Raw genomic sequence first — 16668 nt, 5'->3', positions numbered from 1 at the left:
AACTGGAGGTGGGGGCATAGCGACCCGGCCGCACGTTGAGACCGTACTTTAGCGTGGACGATAGCAGGAAGGTTGCATGCCGTTGTGCGACAACCGTATCCCATTAATCTTATCTCTGGAAAAACCAACATCACGGTCATACAGAGGTGCAACGTCGTGCTGGTCGCATTTGAAGTAACGTATGCCGAAGGATGGTGGAGCGCCAGCGCACATGCACCTGAAATTGCCATCTATGCCCGGGGTAAGAGCGTCGGAGACCTCATCAACAATATCCTGGAAGCAACGTCGCTCCATTACGCGGAAGAGCTCGAAGCGGGAGAACGGATCACCATTGTAACCAGGTATACATCAGAGACACCCGAACAGGAGAGCCCGATCCTGTCAAATTTCGAATTCAAGGCCGAGATCATTGCCGCGGCACCCGGTTGTTAGTGGTTTCAAGACGATCGAAGTCCTCGAAAAACCTGGATCTTCTTTTCTTCGGCAGACCGGGAGTCACGTTCAGATGCGTAACGTTGTGGGGGAAGTTGTCCCAAAACGCTGTTACCGGGAGGGGGACACCCCCTCCCGGACCCTCCCCCGAACGGCGATATCCAATGGAAAGCCGTTCACCCTTCTTGTTCAGAATGGTGGACACCTGAGAATTTAGGGCTCCGATTCAGGTATACCGAAGATTCAGAGATCTTTTTGAGATGACCTCCCGACCTCCTCACGAAGACCGGAGCCGGGAGAGGATCCGCTCCTTCTTCGCGAGCGCCGCCTCCGCCGCCCGCTCGACCCCGACCTTCATCTCCTCGAAGTCCCGTTTGTCTTCGTCCACGACCTTCTTCACCGGGGTGTATGCCGACTCCCGGAACCGGGGGGTGAAGTCCCGGATCTCGCCGCCGACCGAGAGGACGGACTCGGGCGCTCCTTCCTCGACGTAGCCGACCTCTTTCATCGCGACGCCCGCGGACTCGACGACCCGCCGGATCTCCGGCGCAACCTCCGGCGGCGCGACGACCAGGAGGGCATCGAGCGAGACACCGAGGTAGTCGATCTCGAGCGCGTCGAGCATCTCAAGCACCTTCGGCCGGACAAGGGTACGGAGGTCGTCCTCGACGACGACGATCCGGCAGCCGGCGGTCTCGGCCATCTCGTAGGCGTCGCCCCGGAGCCCGCCGTTCGTGACGTCGGTCATGGCGTGGATGCTATTGAGGACACTGCTCGCAAGCAGCGCCTCGCAGGCCTTGAGGAAGTGAAGGTTGATCGTCTCCTCGACGACCTCGGGGAACCCGGAGTAGATCGCGGCGGTGGCGATCGTCCCGCCGCCTGCCCCCTCGGTCATGAGGAGGACGTCGCCGGGGGCGATCTGCTTCCTCGCGGTGAGGTGGTTCGCGACACCGACGGCGCCGACGCACCCGGTCATCCGGGAGCCGAGCACCATGTCCCCGCCGATGCGGAGGGTGGAGCCGGTGACGAGCGGGACGCCCATCGCCTCGCCGACGGCGGAGACGCCTGCCGTGTAGTCGAATATCTTCGCAACGTCGCCGTCGTCGGCGACGTGGATATCGGAGAGGAGCGCGACGGGTTTTGCGCCCATGACGTAGACGTCACGGAGCGTCGCCCGGGTGACGTGGAATCCGGCGAGGAAGGGGAAGTCGGAGAGGCGGGAGTGCATCCCGTCGACGGTGGTGATGATGTAGTCTCCGCCGGCACGGACGGCGCCGGCATCGTCCATCTCGTCGACGCCGACCGCTGCCTCCGTCCGGCCGATGATCCGGGCGAGCTGCCGGTGGGCGAAGAAGTCGCCCGACCCTCGTGAACCGACGCCGAACTCGCCCATCGTCGAACCGGAGGGCTCGAACGCGAAGAGGTCGCCGGAGAGCCCGGTCGAGTTCTTCGCTTCGGCAACGACCGCCCGGGCAAATGCCTCGGCGTATGCGGGTGTTACGCGGTGGTGCTTGATCGAGAGGATATCCCGGGAGAGAAGGCGCACGATCTCGTCGTCAGGGGTGCCGGCGGCGAGGTGCCGGCGGCTGATCTCTTCTACATCCATTGTAAGAGTGGTCGGTGCAGAACGAGATAAAGGGAGTGGCGCAGGAGAGGCAAAGATTCAAGCAGATCCCGGGCGACACCTGATGGATGACGGGTGGAGAGATGATCGCCGCCTGCTCCATCGCCGGTTCGGACTCGGGGGGAGGGGCAGGCATCCAGGCGGACTTGAAGACGTTCACGGCGCTCGGGGTCTATGGACTGACGGTCGTTACGGCGGTGACGGCCCAGAACACCCGCGAGGTGCGGGGGACCTGGATGCTCCCGCCCGACGCGGTCCGGGCGCAGATGGAGGCGGTCGCCGACGGTTTCTCGATAGGGGCGTGGAAGACCGGGATGCTCGGGAACGCCGCAAACGTCCGTGCGGTCGCAAAGACCCTGCCGGAGGATGCCGCGCTCGTGATCGATCCAGTGATGATCTCGACGTCGGGCCACCGGCTGCTTGCGGAGAATGCCGTCAGGGACCTCGCGGAACTCCTCATCCCCCGGGCGGCGGTCGTCACCCCGAACATCCCGGAGGCGGAGGTGCTCAGCCGGATGCGGGTCACGACCGTCGAGGAGATGGCTGACGCCGGGCAACGGATCCTCGACCTCGGCGCCCGTGCCGTGGTGGTGAAGGGCGGACATCTCACCGGCGGTGCAGCGGTCGATATCCTGGTCGACCGGGACGGTGGGTTACAGCTCTCCGGGGAGCGATACCCCTACTCGGTACACGGGTCGGGATGCTGCTTCTCGGCGGCGCTCGCTGCCTGCCTTGCCCGGGGGATGCCCGTGGAGGAGGGGTTCCGCGCGGCAAGGGGGTTCATCGATACGGCCATCCGGGAAGCAGCGGGAGGATCCGGGCCGGTCAGGATCGTCAATCCGGGAGGAACAACCTTTTACAGGGTTTGAAACGATATTTCCACATTACCGAGATCATCTGAATTTTGTTTCCTCCTTCCCCGGGGAAACATGCATTTAATCACCTGGCGAAGCCCCGACAAAACTCCCAGATACTCCTCATTATACGGTAGAAACGAAAAACAATCCACTCAGATTATAAAAACAAATGCGGAATTGTTATTAATAAAAACTTGTAACTACTGTATGAATGGATGAGATCGACGACGCGATCCTTCGGGAACTGCAGAAAGACGGGCGAATGTCTATGGCAGAACTCGGCTCAATGCTGGGTATCGCGCCGTCGACGGTCTTTAAACGGATCGAGAAGCTGAAGAACGCCGGTATCCTCGAGCGGTTCACGATCGTCATCAACCAGAAGTGCTTCGAGCATACTCTGGTCGCTTTTCTGAACGTCAGGGTTCACCCCGACGGGAAACCGGAGGTCGAAGAGTTTATGCGGAGTCTCCCGAGCATCCTTGAACTCTACGAGGTTCTTGAGCCCGGCGACTTCTTCGTCAAGGTCCGGGTGCAGAACATATCCGAGCTGAAACGGAGCGTGCTCGTCCCCCTCTCCGGCCTTCCGGGAGTGAGGGATATCCAGACGATCATCTCGGTGAGGAAGGTCAAGGAACAGACATGAACGGAATGGAAGTTGAGACCATACAGCAGATGCTTGCGATCGTGACGCTTCTTTTGGGAGCGCTCCTCATCGGCATCATCTTCAATGCCTACCGGATCGTGAGGCAGCCTACCCTGCTTCTCTTCATCTACGGGCTGTTTACGCTGGTGGTAGGGATCACGTTCGCCGATCTCGTGAGCATCTTCACGCCCGATGCCTTCATCGTCGCCTGGTCGGCGATCTTCTCCCGCATCGTGGTGATCCTCGGCCTCTGCGTGATGGCTTACGGTATCCTGAGAGGGTAATATGCGCACCGGTACTTCGTTTGCCCGGGACTGGCAGCTGATCAAGGTGGCACGGTCGCTGCAGCGGCACGACGTCACCGGATCGCTCGTGCAGAAACTCCTTGCGGACGCCCCGGCCGGGCTCACGGAGCGGATCGCCGCCATCGCCAGGCGGCTCGGCGAAGAGAACGGAACGGAACTCCTCACTCACGCTGAGGAGCAGCTCAATCCCCCAACCCTGATGGAGGGGCTCCTCCTGACGTGGGGGATCCCCTGCGAGTCCTCGGACGCCGCCGACGGTGGCGTGGCTATCGCGATCGACGGCGCGGCAACGGCGGTCCGGGAAGCCTTCGCGGACGTCCGGGTGGCCGAGCCCTACCTTGAGGGCTACGCCCGGGCGCTCCAGCGCGACGCGGTGCTCGAGCACGGCGGCGGCGGCAGGATGACGATCCGGTTCCCGCCCCGAAACGGGTAGGCGGCGGCTCGTTCTTCGGCCGGGGAGCCGGCGAGTGCAGCCGCATCTTTTCACGAGCGTTTTTGCAAATCTTTATCTCCCGTGCGGTCGGCTTGCTTATTTACAAGGAGATTGTATGAAGACGGACGGGACACGTACGTGCCAGAGCTGCGGGATGCCGATGAGCGAGAAGGAGCAGTTCGGGACGGAAGCGGACGGCGCACTCTCGAAGGATTACTGCACCTACTGCTACCAGGAAGGGGCGTTCACGGCGCCCGATATCACCATCGATGAGATGGCGAAACTTGGCGGGGGGATGATGGCGCAGATGTATGCGATTCCCCCCGAGAAGGCGATAGCGTTCACGAAGGAACAGATATCGTGCCTGAAGCGGTGGGCCGGCCGGGAGATCGCGCTCTGCGAGAGCTGCGGGATGCCCCTTGCCCGCGACGAGGACGCCGGGACGGAGGCGGACGGGTCGCTCTCGGTGAGATACTGCACCTACTGCTACCGCGACGGGGGATTCACGGAACCCGATCTGACGCGGGAGGGGGCGGTCGAGCAGTACGCGCCGATGATGGCCGAGAACCTCGGGATGCCGCTTGAGAAGGCGAAGGAGATGGTCGGCCAGTACCTCTCGACGCTGCCGAGGTGGCGGGAGTAAGGGGGCAGGATGACATCTATATATCCGATATTAGTGTAGCTATTACAGGACATGAAACCGGGAACCGACATCCACACCCTTCTCATCCAGAAACGGGACGAGATCCTCGCCCTCGCACACCGGAGGGTGCAAAGAACGTCCGGGTTTTCGGATCCGTGGCACGGAACGAGGCCCGGGCAGACAGCGATATCGATATCCTGATCGACCTTGACCCCGATCGGAGTCTTCTTGATGTGGGGGGCCTTGCCATGGATCTATCCCTCCTGCTCGATCGCCCGGTCGACGTCGTGACCGAAGCGGGACTCCGGGAGCGGAACCGCTCAAGGGTGATACGGGAAGCGCGGCCCTTATGAGAGACGATCGCGAACGGTTACTGGATATTATCGAAGCCATCGAGCGGATTGAACGGGTGTCGGTGCGGGGCCGTGAGCACTTCTACAATGGCGAAATGGCACAGCGTCTTGGGTCATCCACCACCTCCAGATCGTCGGGGAAGCGGTGCGAGGGATCTCTCCGGAGTTCAGGGCCGCAAACCCGGGTATCCCTTGGTCGGACATCATCGGGATGAGGAACGTTCTTATCCACCACTACTTCGGGATCGACCGGGATGCGGTCTGGAACGTGGCCGAACACGATCTCCCGATGTTGAAAGAACAACTTCTATCCCGGATTCGGGAATAGGACCCATTGAGGAGAAGGTTCCTGGCTCCCACCGCCACGCTCTTCTGCCACCCCTACAATATTAAGCAGGGGACCGCACTGGTGTCGCGTGCCGGCTCATGAGTTGGGATTGATCTATTCGTTTCGCAGTTTTCGCGACACATCAATACTTCCGATAGACGTTACTCCGGTTTCCGACCTCGATCACGGTTATGGTCATCACCCCGTTCTCGATGGCGAGAATGATCCGGTACGGCCCCACACGATGAGAATACAGCGGGCTACTCTGGTGTCCTTTCAGTTTTTTGACATGTAAACGGGGAAACGGTTCTTCTGCGAGAGAGGTTAATTCGTCTTTGATCCGTTTTCCATCAGATTTCGGGAGATGTTTCAGATCACGTTCCGCTCCGCGGGTGAATTCGATCCGCCAGATCATTCCAGGCCCAGTTCCTGAGCGATCTCCTCAAGCGAGCGGCAGCGACCGGACCGCATGTCTGCAAGCCCTTCTTCGATACGCTGCAGCGTCTCTTCGGAGAGCGGTTCCGGATCGAATAATACGTCCATGATGCGGTTGAGCGTCTCGTCATCACTCTCCTGAGGGTGAACTTTCAGGGCGTCCAGGCGGGACTTGGTCTCCGGTTGAATCTGGATCGTCGTGGACATGATAAACCATAGGTTCATGAGAGGTATAAGGATTTTGGGTCACATTACACAGAGCGCCCCGGCGATCGCGGAGGCTATCCGGAACGTTCCGGTCCATGCATACTTCTGCGTGGATTCCGGTGAACCCTTCGTGGATCCGGCGCCACATACACCATATCGCCGGACCAGATCTGCACGGCAAAGAGCCGCACCGCGACTGCGGTGAATGTCGAGCCGGTCCTGCTGTACCGACATATCGGCGGCCGAATCCTGAGGGATGCCCCGGGGGAACAGCGTGCCGCCTACGGGAGAAAAATAGTCTCGACATTGTCGCGAGAATTGATGGCAGAGTACGGGCCGGGATACAGCGACAAAAATCTCTGGCGGATGAACAGGTCTTCCACCCGGTTTCCATCTCAAGAATCCTGACGATATCTGCGCTACTAACAACCGGAAGCTCTGGCAGCGGAATGCACCTGCAACTCTGTCTGCGTCAGGATTGTGATCTCTTCTTCCGGTTCGAGTTCATCCTCGAAATACAGAAGAACGGCTTCTTCGATCTTCTTGAGGAGTTCTTCAAAGTCCCTCCCATCGGTGAAGATGCTGTGTCCGACTGCGCGAGCAGATCAACGGCCGTCTTCATAGACCGTTTCAAATCGGATGATCATGATGTGAACTCCCGGGACGAGTATGGAACTTGAGGAATAATGATTTTTGTTGTAGTTATTTTACGGGGGTGAAGGGGGCGGGGCGGCACGTCCAAAAATCGGTAGGGAGGCGATCAGGAACCTGGAACGTGGTCGAACGCGACCCGCCGGCGCTGAAGGAATAACTCTTGCCCTTGATCCGGAAGTAGCGGCTTGCATAGGCAGGGTTGCCAGTACACAGCTCACGTTACAGGAGAGAGTCTAACGCTGCCCCATCACATGTTTCATATCCTATAATGACTTATAGGGATTTACATGTCCGCCACTACCGTCTGGATCACACTGGCGAACAAAGACCGCCTGGAGGGCCTGAAACGGCACCCCAGGGAGTCCTATAACGACGTTATCGGCCGCCTGCTCGACATGACCGTCGACGACGAGCCCCTCTCGGAGGAGGCCATCCGGGGTATCGAGGAAGCCCTGGAGGACATCAAGGCCGGCCGGCTCTACTCCGAGGACGATATCAAAAAGGAGTTTGGTGTAGAGGAATGACCTATACGGTCACCTACACCGCCCGGGCACGGCGGGATCTCCAGAACCTCCCGCCCGAGGCAGCCCGCCGGATCATCCGTTCAGTCGCCGGGATTCGGGAGAACCCCTACCGGCACGTCCGGAAACTGGCCGGGTTTTCCAGGACTCCCGTCTACCGGCTCAGGGTGGGCCAGTACCGGGTCGTGCTTACGATCGAGGATGAACGCCTCCTGATTCTTGTACTGGAGGCGGGGCACCGGAGCAGCATCTACCGTTAAGAACGCGGACGACCCCGCCCCCCCGGCCCTCCGCCACTTCTGTCGCCCCCGGGGAGGAGAACGCCCCGGTCGAAACCCTGGATACCCTTGTGGTGCCGGACGCGTATTTCCTGCCGGCCCCCATGATCCGGGAAGGGGTCTGTTTTGTCACCACCGATAACGTCCATATCCTGAGCAACCGTGACCGGATGAGGGGATCCTGCCGGTGTTTTATCCGGTCTTCCGGGCTGGTTAATCAAATGAATTATGTAATCCTACACAGATATGAGCAGATGAGGGGATGGGAGGATTCGTAAGAGCAGCACTTCTCCGTCATGCGATTCAACGATCATCTGCAGGGGATGATCTAAGGTTATGAGGCACTACAGATGAGTACGGAAGAACAGACATTCAATTTTGATGGACTGGTAGGGTCTTATCCGCCACGTTCATGATGAACTGGTTGCTCAGGCCAGTCGTGCAGTCAATATCAGCCTGACGCTCAGAAACTGGCTCATTGGTTGCTACATTGAGGAATACGAGCGTTCCGGCATTGATCGTGCGGATTATGGAGACAGGCTAATGGACAGGCTTGCAGAAATCCTGACGGCTCAGGGGATATCACGTTGCGACCGTCGGGAGTTGTACCGATATCGGCGGTTCTATCTCACCTATCCACAGATTGTGGAGGCACTGCCTCCACAATTGACGCAGTTCCTGATTGCATCGATTCGACAGAGACTTTTCGCTGGATCGGGGATTGACTCCCAGGATAGCGGATCTCTGATTGTGGAGTCAGCGACTCCACAATCCCGCATTGCAGGTAAGATATTGATCTCCAGACTCTCCTTTACCCATCTCGCGGAACTCATCAATCTGGAGGACGAAACCAGGCGCGCTTTTTACGAAGTCGAGTGCATCCGCGGTAATTGGTCGGTGCGCGAGTTGAAACGTCAGATTAACAGTCTATATTATGAACGCTCCGGGCTCTCGACCGATAAAAAGAAACTTTCAGAGGTGGCACAGCAGAATGCGGATCAGGCCGAGCCTAATCTGGCTATCCGTGACCCCTACATTTTCGAATTTCTGGGACTCAAGCCGAGGTCATCCCAAAAAGATCTCCGAACCTCCGGCACACCCTGATCGGAGCCCTTAATTACCCGGTATCCGCCATCTGAGCCACATCCTGAGCCAGGGGGGTGAAACGGCTTTCCACTGGATATCGCCACTTGGGGGAGGGTCTGGGAGGGGGTGTCCCCCTCCCAGCAATAGCGTTTTGGGATAACTTCGCCTGAAGAAGTGATGAGCGAATCACATCTGGAAAGTCAACTCCTCAAAAGGTTGGAAGCATTTCTTCTCGAGTTAGGCCACGGATTCTGTTTCGAAGCCCGGCAGAAACGCATACTCATTGGTGACGAGCACTTTTTTGTGGACCTGGTTTTTTACCACCGTATTCTTAAATGCCATGTACTGGTAGAGATGAAACTGGACGGTTTCAGTCATGAAAACATTGGCCAACTTAACACCTATGTGAGCTGGTATAGAGAGAACATGATGACTGAAGGAGATAACCCGCCGGTGGGTATCCTGCTCTGCACCCATAAAAATCAGGCGCTGGTGGAATACGCTCTGGCAGGCATGGACAACAATCTCTTCGTCTCCAGGTATCTGCTAAAACTGCCGGGAAAAGATGAAATGCAGGCTTTTATTGAAGAACAAATCCGTTCGGGAGTTTGAGACGGAAATAAGAGCGTATCGGATGATGTTCGGGATCGCTTTGTGCGTCCGGGGTGATCCGCTCATCTCCCATCATCGGGATGAGGAACATCCTCATCCACCACTATTTCGGGATCGACCGGGATGCAGTCTGGAACGTGGTCGAAGATGACCTGCTGGCGCTGAAGGGTCCTTGACCCTGGAGTAGCGGCTCCGGATTATGGTCGAGGCGGGGCACCGGAGCAGCATCTACCGTTAAGAACGCGGACGACCCCGCCCCTCTGCCACTTCTACCGCCCCCGGAGACTGCGATGCCCATGTCCCGGGGAGACAGTACTTCACTCGTTTCGGCACCCGAGACTGAGCAGTGCGGCCTCGTACAATACGGAAACGAGGAGTTGACAGCACTCGGAAACCGGACTTCGCACCTGATGGTGCTCACGTTCCTGCCTTTCGGCCAGTCGCGCTTCGCGGCTTCGCGTTCTTCGCGTGAGACCGTATTGGTATCTTCGCCTATCAACTCACGCGAAGGCGCGAAGAACGCGAAGAGAAGTCGATGGATCGACCTCTTGAAGACTACCTCAGCCATTTTAGCGAAGTACTGGGAGAGGAGAATGCCCCGGTCGAAACCCTGGATATCCCTGTGGTGCCGGATGCGCACTTCCCGCCGGTCTCCGTGATCCGGGAAGGGGTCTGCTTTCACCGACACCTATCCTGAGCGACCGGATGAGGGGATCCTCTCCGGGATCACCGTCAGGGAATCCGGGACGTTCCTCGCCGGTGAACGGGGTTAGCCGGGGGTTCGGGAGCGGGTACCGTTTCCCGTCTTACCGATATCCATCAATGCCCGGCATGATCCACGGGCACCGTCCCGCCCCACGACGCACAGGCACATCTCCCCGGAGACGGCTGCGGCTGCACGCCGCCCCGGATCCGGCCCGCTCGAACCACCATACCGCCCCACCCCGCCGCACCCGGGCGGCACGCCGGAAGGGGGCCTTTTTTATATGTGCATACCGATGAATTCGTATTACCCATAAAACGGCATTCTGAGCCTGTTGGTTCTTTTCGGCAAACCATGTATTCCATGAAAGATTCTTTCACACAACCGGCGACAGGGACATAAAATCATTCTGGAAAGAATCACTCCAATATCTTTATATATCTTGCAAAATCAGTTTATTTTATTGACTGCCTGTCCCATCGGGGCTCGGAGTCTAGAGGTGTGTATGATGAACTTCAAGAATGAAGAAGCAGTGTCGCCGGTCATCGGGGTCATCCTGATGGTCGCGATCACGGTGATCCTCGCCGCGGTTATTGCGGCGTTTGTGTTTGGAATGACCGGGAACGTGCAGACGACGAAGTCGGTTGCAGTTACCGCCAGTCAGAATGGACCGGACATTTCCCTGACCTACCAGGGTGGTGCCGATGCATCAACTCTGCAGTACCTGGCGATCACAATTGAGGCAGGTGCCACTCACAACGCTGCAGGTGACCCCGTACCAGCTGCGAAAGTTACAGAGTACACTCAGGGCGCCAGTGGAACCCTTGGACCCGACGTACCTGCAAGTGGTGCAACCCTCAGTGTCGGTTCAACGATGAAGATCGAGGAGATGGGCACCCCGCAGAGAGACCATGTTGTTGTCGTTGGTCACTTCGCCGACGGCTCTGAGAATGTCGTGCTCGACACTTACGTGTAAGCACCTTCCATGAACAATCCCCTTTTTTTAAAGAAAACGCTATTCATCACATTTCTCTGCTTCCTTCTCTCCCTGACGCTCGGTTATCCCCTCCTCTACCTCACCGACGAGTGGATCACCGCCGACCAGTTGAACCACCTCGTCACCGGAAACGACCTCCTCTACGGCTACTCGCCCTATGGAGCAGCTGACTACGCCGCCAACCACCACGACACCCTCTGCTACACCCTCGCCCTCCCCATCGTCTCGCTCCCGGCCTACTACCTCTTCTCGCTCTTCGGCGACGACTTCCGCCTCGTCGTCATCCTCCTCTGGTCCGCCCTCCTCCTCGCCCTGCTCCTCATGGTCGAGTTCTGGTTCCCGCGATATGCCCGCTGGCGGGGAGTCCCCTGGACGTGGGCCGGGATCATCTCCTCCGGCATACTCCTGATCCTCAACGCCGCACTCTACCGTCCGTTCTGGTTCGTGCGGGGGGTGCACCCCTACGACGTGGGGGTCTACCCCGAGGTCGCCGCAATCGTCTTTACAAACAGCATTGCCTTCGCCCTCCTCGCCGTCGTCGCCTTCCTGATCTTCCGCGAAGTCCTCGGGTCAGACCTCTGGGGGCTCTTCGGGCTCGCCGCGACGGTCTGCTGCTCCTCGTACCTCTTCTGGTCGGGGAACGCCAAGGACCACGCGCTCGTCGCCCTCCTCTTCACCGTCGCGCTCTACTGCTTCACCCTCTACCTCTCGCGGGAGAACATCCTCTACCTCTTTGGGTCGTTTATCGCCGTCGGGTGGACGGCGTTTGCGCGGCCTGAACTCGGCCCGGCGCTCGCCGCCGGGTTCTTCCTCTTCGGGGTCGCCGTCGCGGCCTCGAAGGGGCGGCGGGAGGTCGGGAAGGCCGTGCTCGCCGCCGTCGGGGTCCCGCTCGGCGCCCTCCCGCTCTTCGTGAACAACTGGGGGCTCTCCGGCAGCCCCCTCGTCCTCCCCTGGACGGCGGGGTATGCCTCCGCCGCGGGGAAGGCGCCGCAGGGTTTCCTGAGCACCGTCGCCGGGCACTACGCCCCGCCGCCCGGCGACCTCCTCACCGGCCTCTACGGCGCCTTCTTCGAGCCGGTCAGGGCCGGAGCCGCCGCATTCTTCCAGGTCTCGCCGGTCTCGTTCTTCGCCCTCCTCCTCGCCGGAGTAATCGGCTACGCCATCATCCGCCGGAGATCGACCGGGATCGACTCACGGGACGCTCGGCTCCTCGCCTTCTTCGCCCTCGCCGCCGTCCTGGTGGTGCTCACCTACGCCCGCTCCATCCCCGGGATGCCGGCAAGCCCCGGGATTATCCCCGACATGCGCTACCTCTCCCCGGCCTACCTGCCCATGCTCGTCATCGGGGTCTACGCGCTAAAGTACGCCGGCCTCGACGGCGATGGGGTGCGGGAATCCCTCAAGACCCTCTTCTGGCTCGCGGTCATCGACCTCCCGCTCATCTTCGTCATCCTCCAGGTCATCGCCGGCCAGAACCATGCAGGGCAGATAACGTTCATCACGACCCTCACCTACCTCTTCCTCGCCGGTGCCGCGGTGCTCTACGTCGCCGTCATCGCCCGCCGCGCTTCCCCCCGCCTTCTCGCCTACGCCGTCCCGGTGGTGATGCTCTTCCCGCTTGCCTGGGAACTCGTCGTCGACTTCCGGTTCGCCACCAGCTGCTGGGAGGGCTATCACTTCTGGATACCGGCGGTGCAGTACATCTGGTACATCCAGTACGCGATCTTCCCGCTGTGAAGGGGGTGGGAGAGTTCCTTTTTGACCGGCCGGTGAAAGGAGGCGCAGGATGCCGCTCTAACGCACTAAAAACGCCGACGGTATTCTCCGGCAAGAGTCTCCAATGCTCCGCGGTCTCAGAGCCTGTGGTGCTCTCCTTCTCATCGTTGCAGTTATCTATTCTGTCGCCAGACGGCAGAAGGGCTATGCGTTATACGGAAATTCGCACTCCTTGCAGGAGAGGCAGAGGTGGCGCCTATCGTGCCGCCTGTATCGCGTTCTGAAAGCAAAGGATGAGAATACGGAAGACGAACCCGACGACGACGAAGAGATAGAGAGAGAAGAATAAAGGGTAAAGGGATTGTCGTTATCCCCCGCCGAGTGCCTTCACGATCACCGCCACCATCCCGCCTCCCAGCCTCTTCCCTCACCCGGTGAGCTCAACCTCGCCTGCAGCAAGGGGCCGGCAGCAGAGCCTGCCGCTGTGGACGTCCCTCATGACGACATCGATCTGCCACCGTAACGGCGTTCACCAACCTCATCCAGGCCGTCATCAACGACAACCCCTTCGGGTGCGTCGGGTATACGACCAAAGCCAGCGAGACCATCGCCCCGATCGTCCGGAACCGCGAGCACTACACCTTGATGAGTGAACTTCCTCAACGACGAGGGCAAGAAGGTCGGGACCGTCTCCCTGCAGTCCCCCTCGATCGCCGCGTATGAGGCGAACGCCGCGGAGGCCCTCGCCAACGCGACCTTCGCAACCGCGATGGGCGGAGTGGCCGAGCGCGACAACGCCCGCGAGTCCTACTACGCTCAGCTCAAGTGCCACGACCCGTCCAGTGACGACTACTACGTCACCTTCACCCGGAAGACCGTCCGGCTCTCGTCCTACCAGGACGACGCGATCAAAGGCAGGGTCGAGACCTGGGCCGACGCCGTCCCCGCGCTGGACTGAGAGGGCTTTTGCCCCCTCTCGATCTCAGCCCCGTGCGACCCTGGTGAACCCGGTCAGCATCATCATGCGATCACTCTGTCTCCGGCGTGTCTTTCGACCATTCGATCAGTCTTTTCTTGAGTTCCTCTTTTGAGGGAAGATAGACCTGATACCGGGAAGCGTAGACATTGGCGTCTTTCGGGAGAGTGAGCTCTACCAGTGCGTCGTTCTTGATTTTGCACAGGATGATCCCGACGGTCGGGTTTTCGTCATCGAGTTTGACTTCCCTGTCATAGTAGTTGACATACATTTGCATCTGGCCGAGGTCGCTGTGGGAAATCTTTCCAATTTTGAGGTCGATCAGGACGTAACACCGGAGGATACGATTGTAGAAGACGAGGTCTACGAAGTAGTGGTCGGCATCGAAGGTAAGCCGCTTCTGTCGCGCTTCGAAGAGGAACCCTTTGCCCAGCTCAAGGAGAAACGTCTCCAGTTTGTCGATGATGGCCGATTCGAGATCGATCTCTCTGTAGCTGACCTTCTCGTCAAGGCCGAGAAATTCAAGAACATATGGGTCTTTGAGCATATCCTGTGGCTTCTCAATGACGTGGCCGGTGCGGGCGAGGGCTCTCACACCGCTCCTGTCCCGGCTGAGCGCAAGCCGCTCATACAGGCCGGTGTTGAACTGCCGTTTGAGTTCCGAGAGCGACCAGCGGTTCTGTTGAGCCTCGATCTCGTAGAACCGGCGCTCTTCCCGGTGGCCGATGTTCATCAGGAAGACGTAGTGAGACCAGCTGAGAGCAACCCAGGGGGTGAATTGCGCAGACAGTGTTTGCGCAATTGGTTGCCCGGCAGAAACGGCCGTATCGGACCCGTCGGGCACTGTCTGAGGAGTCAACTCACGGTATTCAAGGTAAAATCGGCGCATATACTCAAGATTTCTTTTGGAAAACCCTCTCCCAAACTCTTCGGTCAGCTGGCGTGAAAGCTCCTGCATGGTCTGTTTCCCATACCCCGCCTTCGGCTTCCCTTGCTGCTCATGTTCGACGATCCGCCTGCCGATCTCGAAGTTGGTGACGACCTGTATCGAGTTGACGTTCTGTGCTACGGCCAGGCGGGCTTTCTGGACGATATCCCGGATCTCCCTGATGAGAGGAGAGATGACTATTTCCAGTTCTCTTCCGGCCGTTCTTCCTGCTGGCTTTTCCAATGTATCTCCTCCTCTATCCGTTCCCGTTCAAGACAGGCGGTTGAGGCTCCATCGGGGCCAGGCCCCGGGATTGTCTCGTTCGAGGTCCTCATCAGCGTATGCCGGGGGATCTTGCCCCGAACAGTTCCTCCCACTGGCATCGCCGGTCTCGCCCCATGAATAGGAGATCGGGAGGAGAACCGATAAACGTGGCGGTGAGATACCCTCTGTTCCCGATGACGGATGCGGTTATCCTGCCGTCACGGATCTTCTTGATCGTCCTCTCAAAGGACGCGCCGTAGGCAACGGTCACCATGATTCAAGATCACGAACAAAATCGGCATGGTCCTTCTTGACAAATTTGCCCTCTTTAAACTCCTGGAGCGCCCGCTCTGTCCTTTCTGCAAAGAGGATATCCTCTTTCAGCTCCGGCTCCAGTTCATCAAGCGGTTTTACGATAAAGCGGTCCCCCTCCCTGACGATGAGCAGTTGTGTACCCTCAGGAAACCCCCTTCGCATGAATGCCGGAATGACAATCTGCCCCTTTGAACTCAGTCTGGTGATACCGATATCCATAGATCCTAGTAAGATACATCTTACCCGATCCTGTATGAGGTTTTTCATGGCACCAGGCACACCCTTCAGGAACCCGTGAGCGGCCGCCCGCTCGCAGGGTTGGAGAAGCAGGCGTGTTCTCCCATCCCGGGACTGCCCGCCCCGAAGTCGGCGGTCATCACAAGTTCGCCCAAAACAGTTTGCGAATTTCCGGTTACCATATGGGGCTTCCGCCACCAGGACCATAGCCGGGGTCAGGACGCGGACCTTCGCCCGACAACGCCTTCCTCCTCACCCCAGCGGCCGGGTGCGCCCTCTCCTGCCTCGCGGTCATCGATCTTCCGCTCATCTTCATCGCCCTCCAGGTCATCGCCGGCCAGAACCTCGCTGGGCAGGTCACGTTCGTCACGACCCTCACCTACCTCTTCCTCGCCGGGACAGTGGTGCTCTATGTCGCCGTCCTCGCCCGCCGCGCCTCCCCCCGCCTCCTCGCCTACGCCGTCCCGGTGCTGATGCTCTTCCCGCTCGCCTGGGAACTCGTCGTCGACTTCCGGTTCGCGACGGCCTGCTGGGAGGGGTATCACTTCTGGCTACCGGTGGTGCAGTACATCTGGTACATCCAGTACGCGATCTTCCCGCTCTGAAGGGCGGGAAGGTCTCCGCACCGGACCCCCTCTTGCACACGGGCCCGGCCCGCCAGCGGTAAAGTCAGATTGATAACGTTCCAGAGCGAGGGAACAGGGTGTAGCGCAGAGACAGAACAGGCGGCAGCCCACGGGATGAAACAGGCGGCAGCCCACGGGATGAAACATGCGCCAGCATCGATTCACACGGGGCGGCCGGCAACCCTTCTCCCTCCAGGGTGATACGAGCGGTTGCCGGGGAGCGATGCGCCGGCGCCATCCCGCCCTACCTGATACTGCGGGTCGCGGCCGGGCGGGACCGGAGCGGGAGCATGGCATGTTGCAGCATTACAGCAGATTTACAGCAGGATTTCAGCACTGAGTGCAACAGCCAATCGACCCAAAACGATGTTGAATTGGCCGATGTTTGTACAGATAGAGAGAGGCGTCTCCCTCTTAGTACTGAAGTACAGCAGAACATACCCACAGTCACCGATACCGGCTCCGTGGTGTGTGTGCATGTGTGTGTGTGAAACC

General features: G+C 59.2%; 24 protein-coding genes. 18 read left to right on the top strand and 6 right to left on the bottom strand.

Features of this window, described 5'->3' with window-relative positions:
- The first annotated feature begins 156 nt into the window (after positions 1 to 156).
- Positions 157 to 432: a hypothetical protein gene (locus tag L21_RS14185; RefSeq protein WP_074370378.1), complete on the top strand. Its 276-nt coding sequence runs from the start codon at positions 157 to 159 to the stop codon at positions 430 to 432.
- 277 nt (positions 433 to 709) lie between these two features.
- Here L21_RS14185 and L21_RS10260 read toward each other — a convergent pair whose 3' ends face one another.
- Positions 710 to 2038, bottom strand: a complete 1329-nt coding sequence (locus L21_RS10260) for an AIR synthase-related protein (RefSeq protein WP_074370377.1) — start codon at positions 2036 to 2038, stop codon at positions 710 to 712.
- A gap of 86 nt (positions 2039 to 2124) precedes the next feature.
- On the opposite strand from L21_RS10260, the gene thiD reads away from it, so the two are divergent.
- From thiD to L21_RS14460, 7 genes are all read left to right on the top strand, one after another.
- The gene (thiD, locus tag L21_RS10255; protein ID WP_256713012.1) at positions 2125 to 2925 is read left to right on the top strand and encodes a bifunctional hydroxymethylpyrimidine kinase/phosphomethylpyrimidine kinase; all 801 of its coding nucleotides are present in this window, start codon (positions 2125 to 2127) and stop codon (positions 2923 to 2925) included.
- 199 nt (positions 2926 to 3124) lie between these two features.
- Positions 3125 to 3556 (top strand): Lrp/AsnC family transcriptional regulator, encoded by a 432-nt coding sequence (locus tag L21_RS10250; protein ID WP_074370376.1) that lies wholly within the window; start codon positions 3125 to 3127, stop codon positions 3554 to 3556.
- Entirely contained in the window at positions 3553 to 3840 is a 288-nt protein-coding gene (locus L21_RS10245) for a hypothetical protein (RefSeq protein WP_083608946.1), read from the top strand. The genes L21_RS10250 and L21_RS10245 overlap by 4 nt, the downstream gene beginning before the upstream one ends.
- 1 nt (position 3841) lies before the next feature.
- Positions 3842 to 4294, top strand: a complete 453-nt coding sequence (locus L21_RS10240) for a hypothetical protein (RefSeq protein WP_074370375.1) — start codon at positions 3842 to 3844, stop codon at positions 4292 to 4294.
- 115 nt (positions 4295 to 4409) lie between these two features.
- Positions 4410 to 4937 (top strand): zinc ribbon domain-containing protein, encoded by a 528-nt coding sequence (locus L21_RS10235; RefSeq protein ID WP_074370374.1) that lies wholly within the window; start codon positions 4410 to 4412, stop codon positions 4935 to 4937.
- Between the two features lie 155 nt (positions 4938 to 5092).
- On the top strand, positions 5093 to 5290 hold the full coding sequence (locus tag L21_RS10230) for a nucleotidyltransferase family protein (RefSeq protein WP_305954481.1): 198 nt from the start codon (positions 5093 to 5095) through the stop codon (positions 5288 to 5290).
- 145 nt (positions 5291 to 5435) lie between these two features.
- A complete protein-coding gene (locus L21_RS14460) occupies positions 5436 to 5618 on the top strand; it encodes a HepT-like ribonuclease domain-containing protein (protein ID WP_256713011.1) in 183 nt (60 codons plus the stop codon).
- A gap of 142 nt (positions 5619 to 5760) precedes the next feature.
- Here L21_RS14460 and L21_RS10220 read toward each other — a convergent pair whose 3' ends face one another.
- Both L21_RS10220 and L21_RS10215 read right to left on the bottom strand, forming a co-directional pair.
- Positions 5761 to 6033, bottom strand: a complete 273-nt coding sequence (locus L21_RS10220) for a type II toxin-antitoxin system RelE family toxin (protein WP_074370373.1) — start codon at positions 6031 to 6033, stop codon at positions 5761 to 5763.
- Positions 6030 to 6260 (bottom strand): DUF7557 family protein, encoded by a 231-nt coding sequence (locus L21_RS10215; protein WP_074370430.1) that lies wholly within the window; start codon positions 6258 to 6260, stop codon positions 6030 to 6032. The genes L21_RS10220 and L21_RS10215 overlap by 4 nt, the downstream gene beginning before the upstream one ends.
- A gap of 119 nt (positions 6261 to 6379) precedes the next feature.
- Between L21_RS10215 and L21_RS14660 the strand changes: the two genes are divergently transcribed.
- The 9 genes from L21_RS14660 to L21_RS10155 all read left to right on the top strand — a co-directional run bounded on the left by L21_RS14660 (position 6380) and on the right by L21_RS10155 (position 13785).
- Complete coding sequence (locus L21_RS14660) at positions 6380 to 6940, top strand: hypothetical protein (protein ID WP_256713010.1); 561 nt, start codon at positions 6380 to 6382, stop codon at positions 6938 to 6940.
- Positions 6941 to 7201: 261 nt separating this feature from the next.
- On the top strand, positions 7202 to 7438 hold the full coding sequence (locus L21_RS10200; RefSeq protein ID WP_074370370.1) for a DUF7557 family protein: 237 nt from the start codon (positions 7202 to 7204) through the stop codon (positions 7436 to 7438).
- Complete coding sequence (locus L21_RS10195; protein WP_074370369.1) at positions 7435 to 7695, top strand: type II toxin-antitoxin system RelE family toxin; 261 nt, start codon at positions 7435 to 7437, stop codon at positions 7693 to 7695. Before L21_RS10200 ends, L21_RS10195 begins: the two co-directional genes overlap by 4 nt.
- Before the next feature lie 417 nt (positions 7696 to 8112).
- A complete protein-coding gene (locus tag L21_RS10190; RefSeq protein WP_083608942.1) occupies positions 8113 to 8817 on the top strand; it encodes a DUF1016 N-terminal domain-containing protein in 705 nt (234 codons plus the stop codon).
- A gap of 159 nt (positions 8818 to 8976) precedes the next feature.
- Positions 8977 to 9411, top strand: a complete 435-nt coding sequence (locus L21_RS10185; protein ID WP_256713009.1) for a PDDEXK nuclease domain-containing protein — start codon at positions 8977 to 8979, stop codon at positions 9409 to 9411.
- Between the two features lie 53 nt (positions 9412 to 9464).
- Positions 9465 to 9587: a HepT-like ribonuclease domain-containing protein gene (locus L21_RS10180; RefSeq protein ID WP_256713008.1), complete on the top strand. Its 123-nt coding sequence runs from the start codon at positions 9465 to 9467 to the stop codon at positions 9585 to 9587.
- Between the two features lie 1032 nt (positions 9588 to 10619).
- Positions 10620 to 11090, top strand: a complete 471-nt coding sequence (locus L21_RS10175) for a type IV pilin domain-containing protein (RefSeq protein ID WP_074370428.1) — start codon at positions 10620 to 10622, stop codon at positions 11088 to 11090.
- A 9-nt stretch (positions 11091 to 11099) separates the two neighbouring features.
- Complete coding sequence (locus tag L21_RS14450; protein ID WP_074370367.1) at positions 11100 to 12848, top strand: hypothetical protein; 1749 nt, start codon at positions 11100 to 11102, stop codon at positions 12846 to 12848.
- Between the two features lie 628 nt (positions 12849 to 13476).
- Positions 13477 to 13785 (top strand): hypothetical protein, encoded by a 309-nt coding sequence (locus L21_RS10155; RefSeq protein WP_256713007.1) that lies wholly within the window; start codon positions 13477 to 13479, stop codon positions 13783 to 13785.
- Positions 13786 to 13855: 70 nt separating this feature from the next.
- Here the strand turns inward: L21_RS10155 and L21_RS10150 are convergent, their stop codons facing one another.
- From L21_RS10150 to L21_RS10140, 3 genes are all read right to left on the bottom strand, one after another.
- Positions 13856 to 14974: a PDDEXK nuclease domain-containing protein gene (locus tag L21_RS10150; protein WP_218600643.1), complete on the bottom strand. Its 1119-nt coding sequence runs from the start codon at positions 14972 to 14974 to the stop codon at positions 13856 to 13858.
- 91 nt (positions 14975 to 15065) lie between these two features.
- Positions 15066 to 15269 carry a hypothetical protein gene (locus L21_RS10145; protein WP_074370365.1) on the bottom strand — a complete coding sequence of 68 codons (204 nt, stop codon included), beginning with the start codon at positions 15267 to 15269 and terminating at the stop codon, positions 15066 to 15068.
- Positions 15263 to 15529 carry an AbrB/MazE/SpoVT family DNA-binding domain-containing protein gene (locus tag L21_RS10140; RefSeq protein WP_074370364.1) on the bottom strand — a complete coding sequence of 89 codons (267 nt, stop codon included), beginning with the start codon at positions 15527 to 15529 and terminating at the stop codon, positions 15263 to 15265. Before L21_RS10140 ends, L21_RS10145 begins: the two co-directional genes overlap by 7 nt.
- A gap of 422 nt (positions 15530 to 15951) precedes the next feature.
- On the opposite strand from L21_RS10140, the gene L21_RS14445 reads away from it, so the two are divergent.
- Positions 15952 to 16152: a hypothetical protein gene (locus L21_RS14445; protein WP_178377716.1), complete on the top strand. Its 201-nt coding sequence runs from the start codon at positions 15952 to 15954 to the stop codon at positions 16150 to 16152.
- Positions 16153 to 16668 lie beyond the last annotated feature (516 nt).

The organism is Methanoculleus chikugoensis, assembly GCF_900095385.1.
GTDB classification, from domain to species: Archaea; Halobacteriota; Methanomicrobia; order Methanomicrobiales; family Methanoculleaceae; genus Methanoculleus; species Methanoculleus chikugoensis_A.
This window is presented reverse-complemented; position numbering and strand designations above follow the sequence as displayed.

Bases quoted from the DNA above. Each gene is read 5' to 3' on its own strand.
- L21_RS10145 (WP_074370365.1), bottom strand. From the start codon at position 15,269: ATGGTGACCGTTGCCTACGGCGCGTCCTTTGAGAGGACGATCAAGAAG.
- L21_RS10220 (WP_074370373.1), bottom strand. From the start codon at position 6,033: ATGATCTGGCGGATCGAATTCACCCGCGGAGCGGAACGTGATCTGAAA.
- thiD (WP_256713012.1), top strand. From the start codon at position 2,125: ATGACGGGTGGAGAGATGATCGCCGCCTGCTCCATCGCCGGTTCGGAC.
- L21_RS10195 (WP_074370369.1), top strand. From the start codon at position 7,435: ATGACCTATACGGTCACCTACACCGCCCGGGCACGGCGGGATCTCCAG.
- L21_RS10140 (WP_074370364.1), bottom strand. From the start codon at position 15,529: ATGGATATCGGTATCACCAGACTGAGTTCAAAGGGGCAGATTGTCATT.
- L21_RS10215 (WP_074370430.1), bottom strand. From the start codon at position 6,260: ATGTCCACGACGATCCAGATTCAACCGGAGACCAAGTCCCGCCTGGAC.
- L21_RS10235 (WP_074370374.1), top strand. From the start codon at position 4,410: ATGAAGACGGACGGGACACGTACGTGCCAGAGCTGCGGGATGCCGATG.
- L21_RS10185 (WP_256713009.1), top strand. From the start codon at position 8,977: ATGAGCGAATCACATCTGGAAAGTCAACTCCTCAAAAGGTTGGAAGCA.
- L21_RS10240 (WP_074370375.1), top strand. From the start codon at position 3,842: ATGCGCACCGGTACTTCGTTTGCCCGGGACTGGCAGCTGATCAAGGTG.
- L21_RS10245 (WP_083608946.1), top strand. From the start codon at position 3,553: ATGAACGGAATGGAAGTTGAGACCATACAGCAGATGCTTGCGATCGTG.
- L21_RS10260 (WP_074370377.1), bottom strand. From the start codon at position 2,038: ATGGATGTAGAAGAGATCAGCCGCCGGCACCTCGCCGCCGGCACCCCT.
- L21_RS10200 (WP_074370370.1), top strand. From the start codon at position 7,202: ATGTCCGCCACTACCGTCTGGATCACACTGGCGAACAAAGACCGCCTG.
- L21_RS10250 (WP_074370376.1), top strand. From the start codon at position 3,125: ATGGATGAGATCGACGACGCGATCCTTCGGGAACTGCAGAAAGACGGG.
- L21_RS10175 (WP_074370428.1), top strand. From the start codon at position 10,620: ATGATGAACTTCAAGAATGAAGAAGCAGTGTCGCCGGTCATCGGGGTC.
- L21_RS14450 (WP_074370367.1), top strand. From the start codon at position 11,100: ATGAACAATCCCCTTTTTTTAAAGAAAACGCTATTCATCACATTTCTC.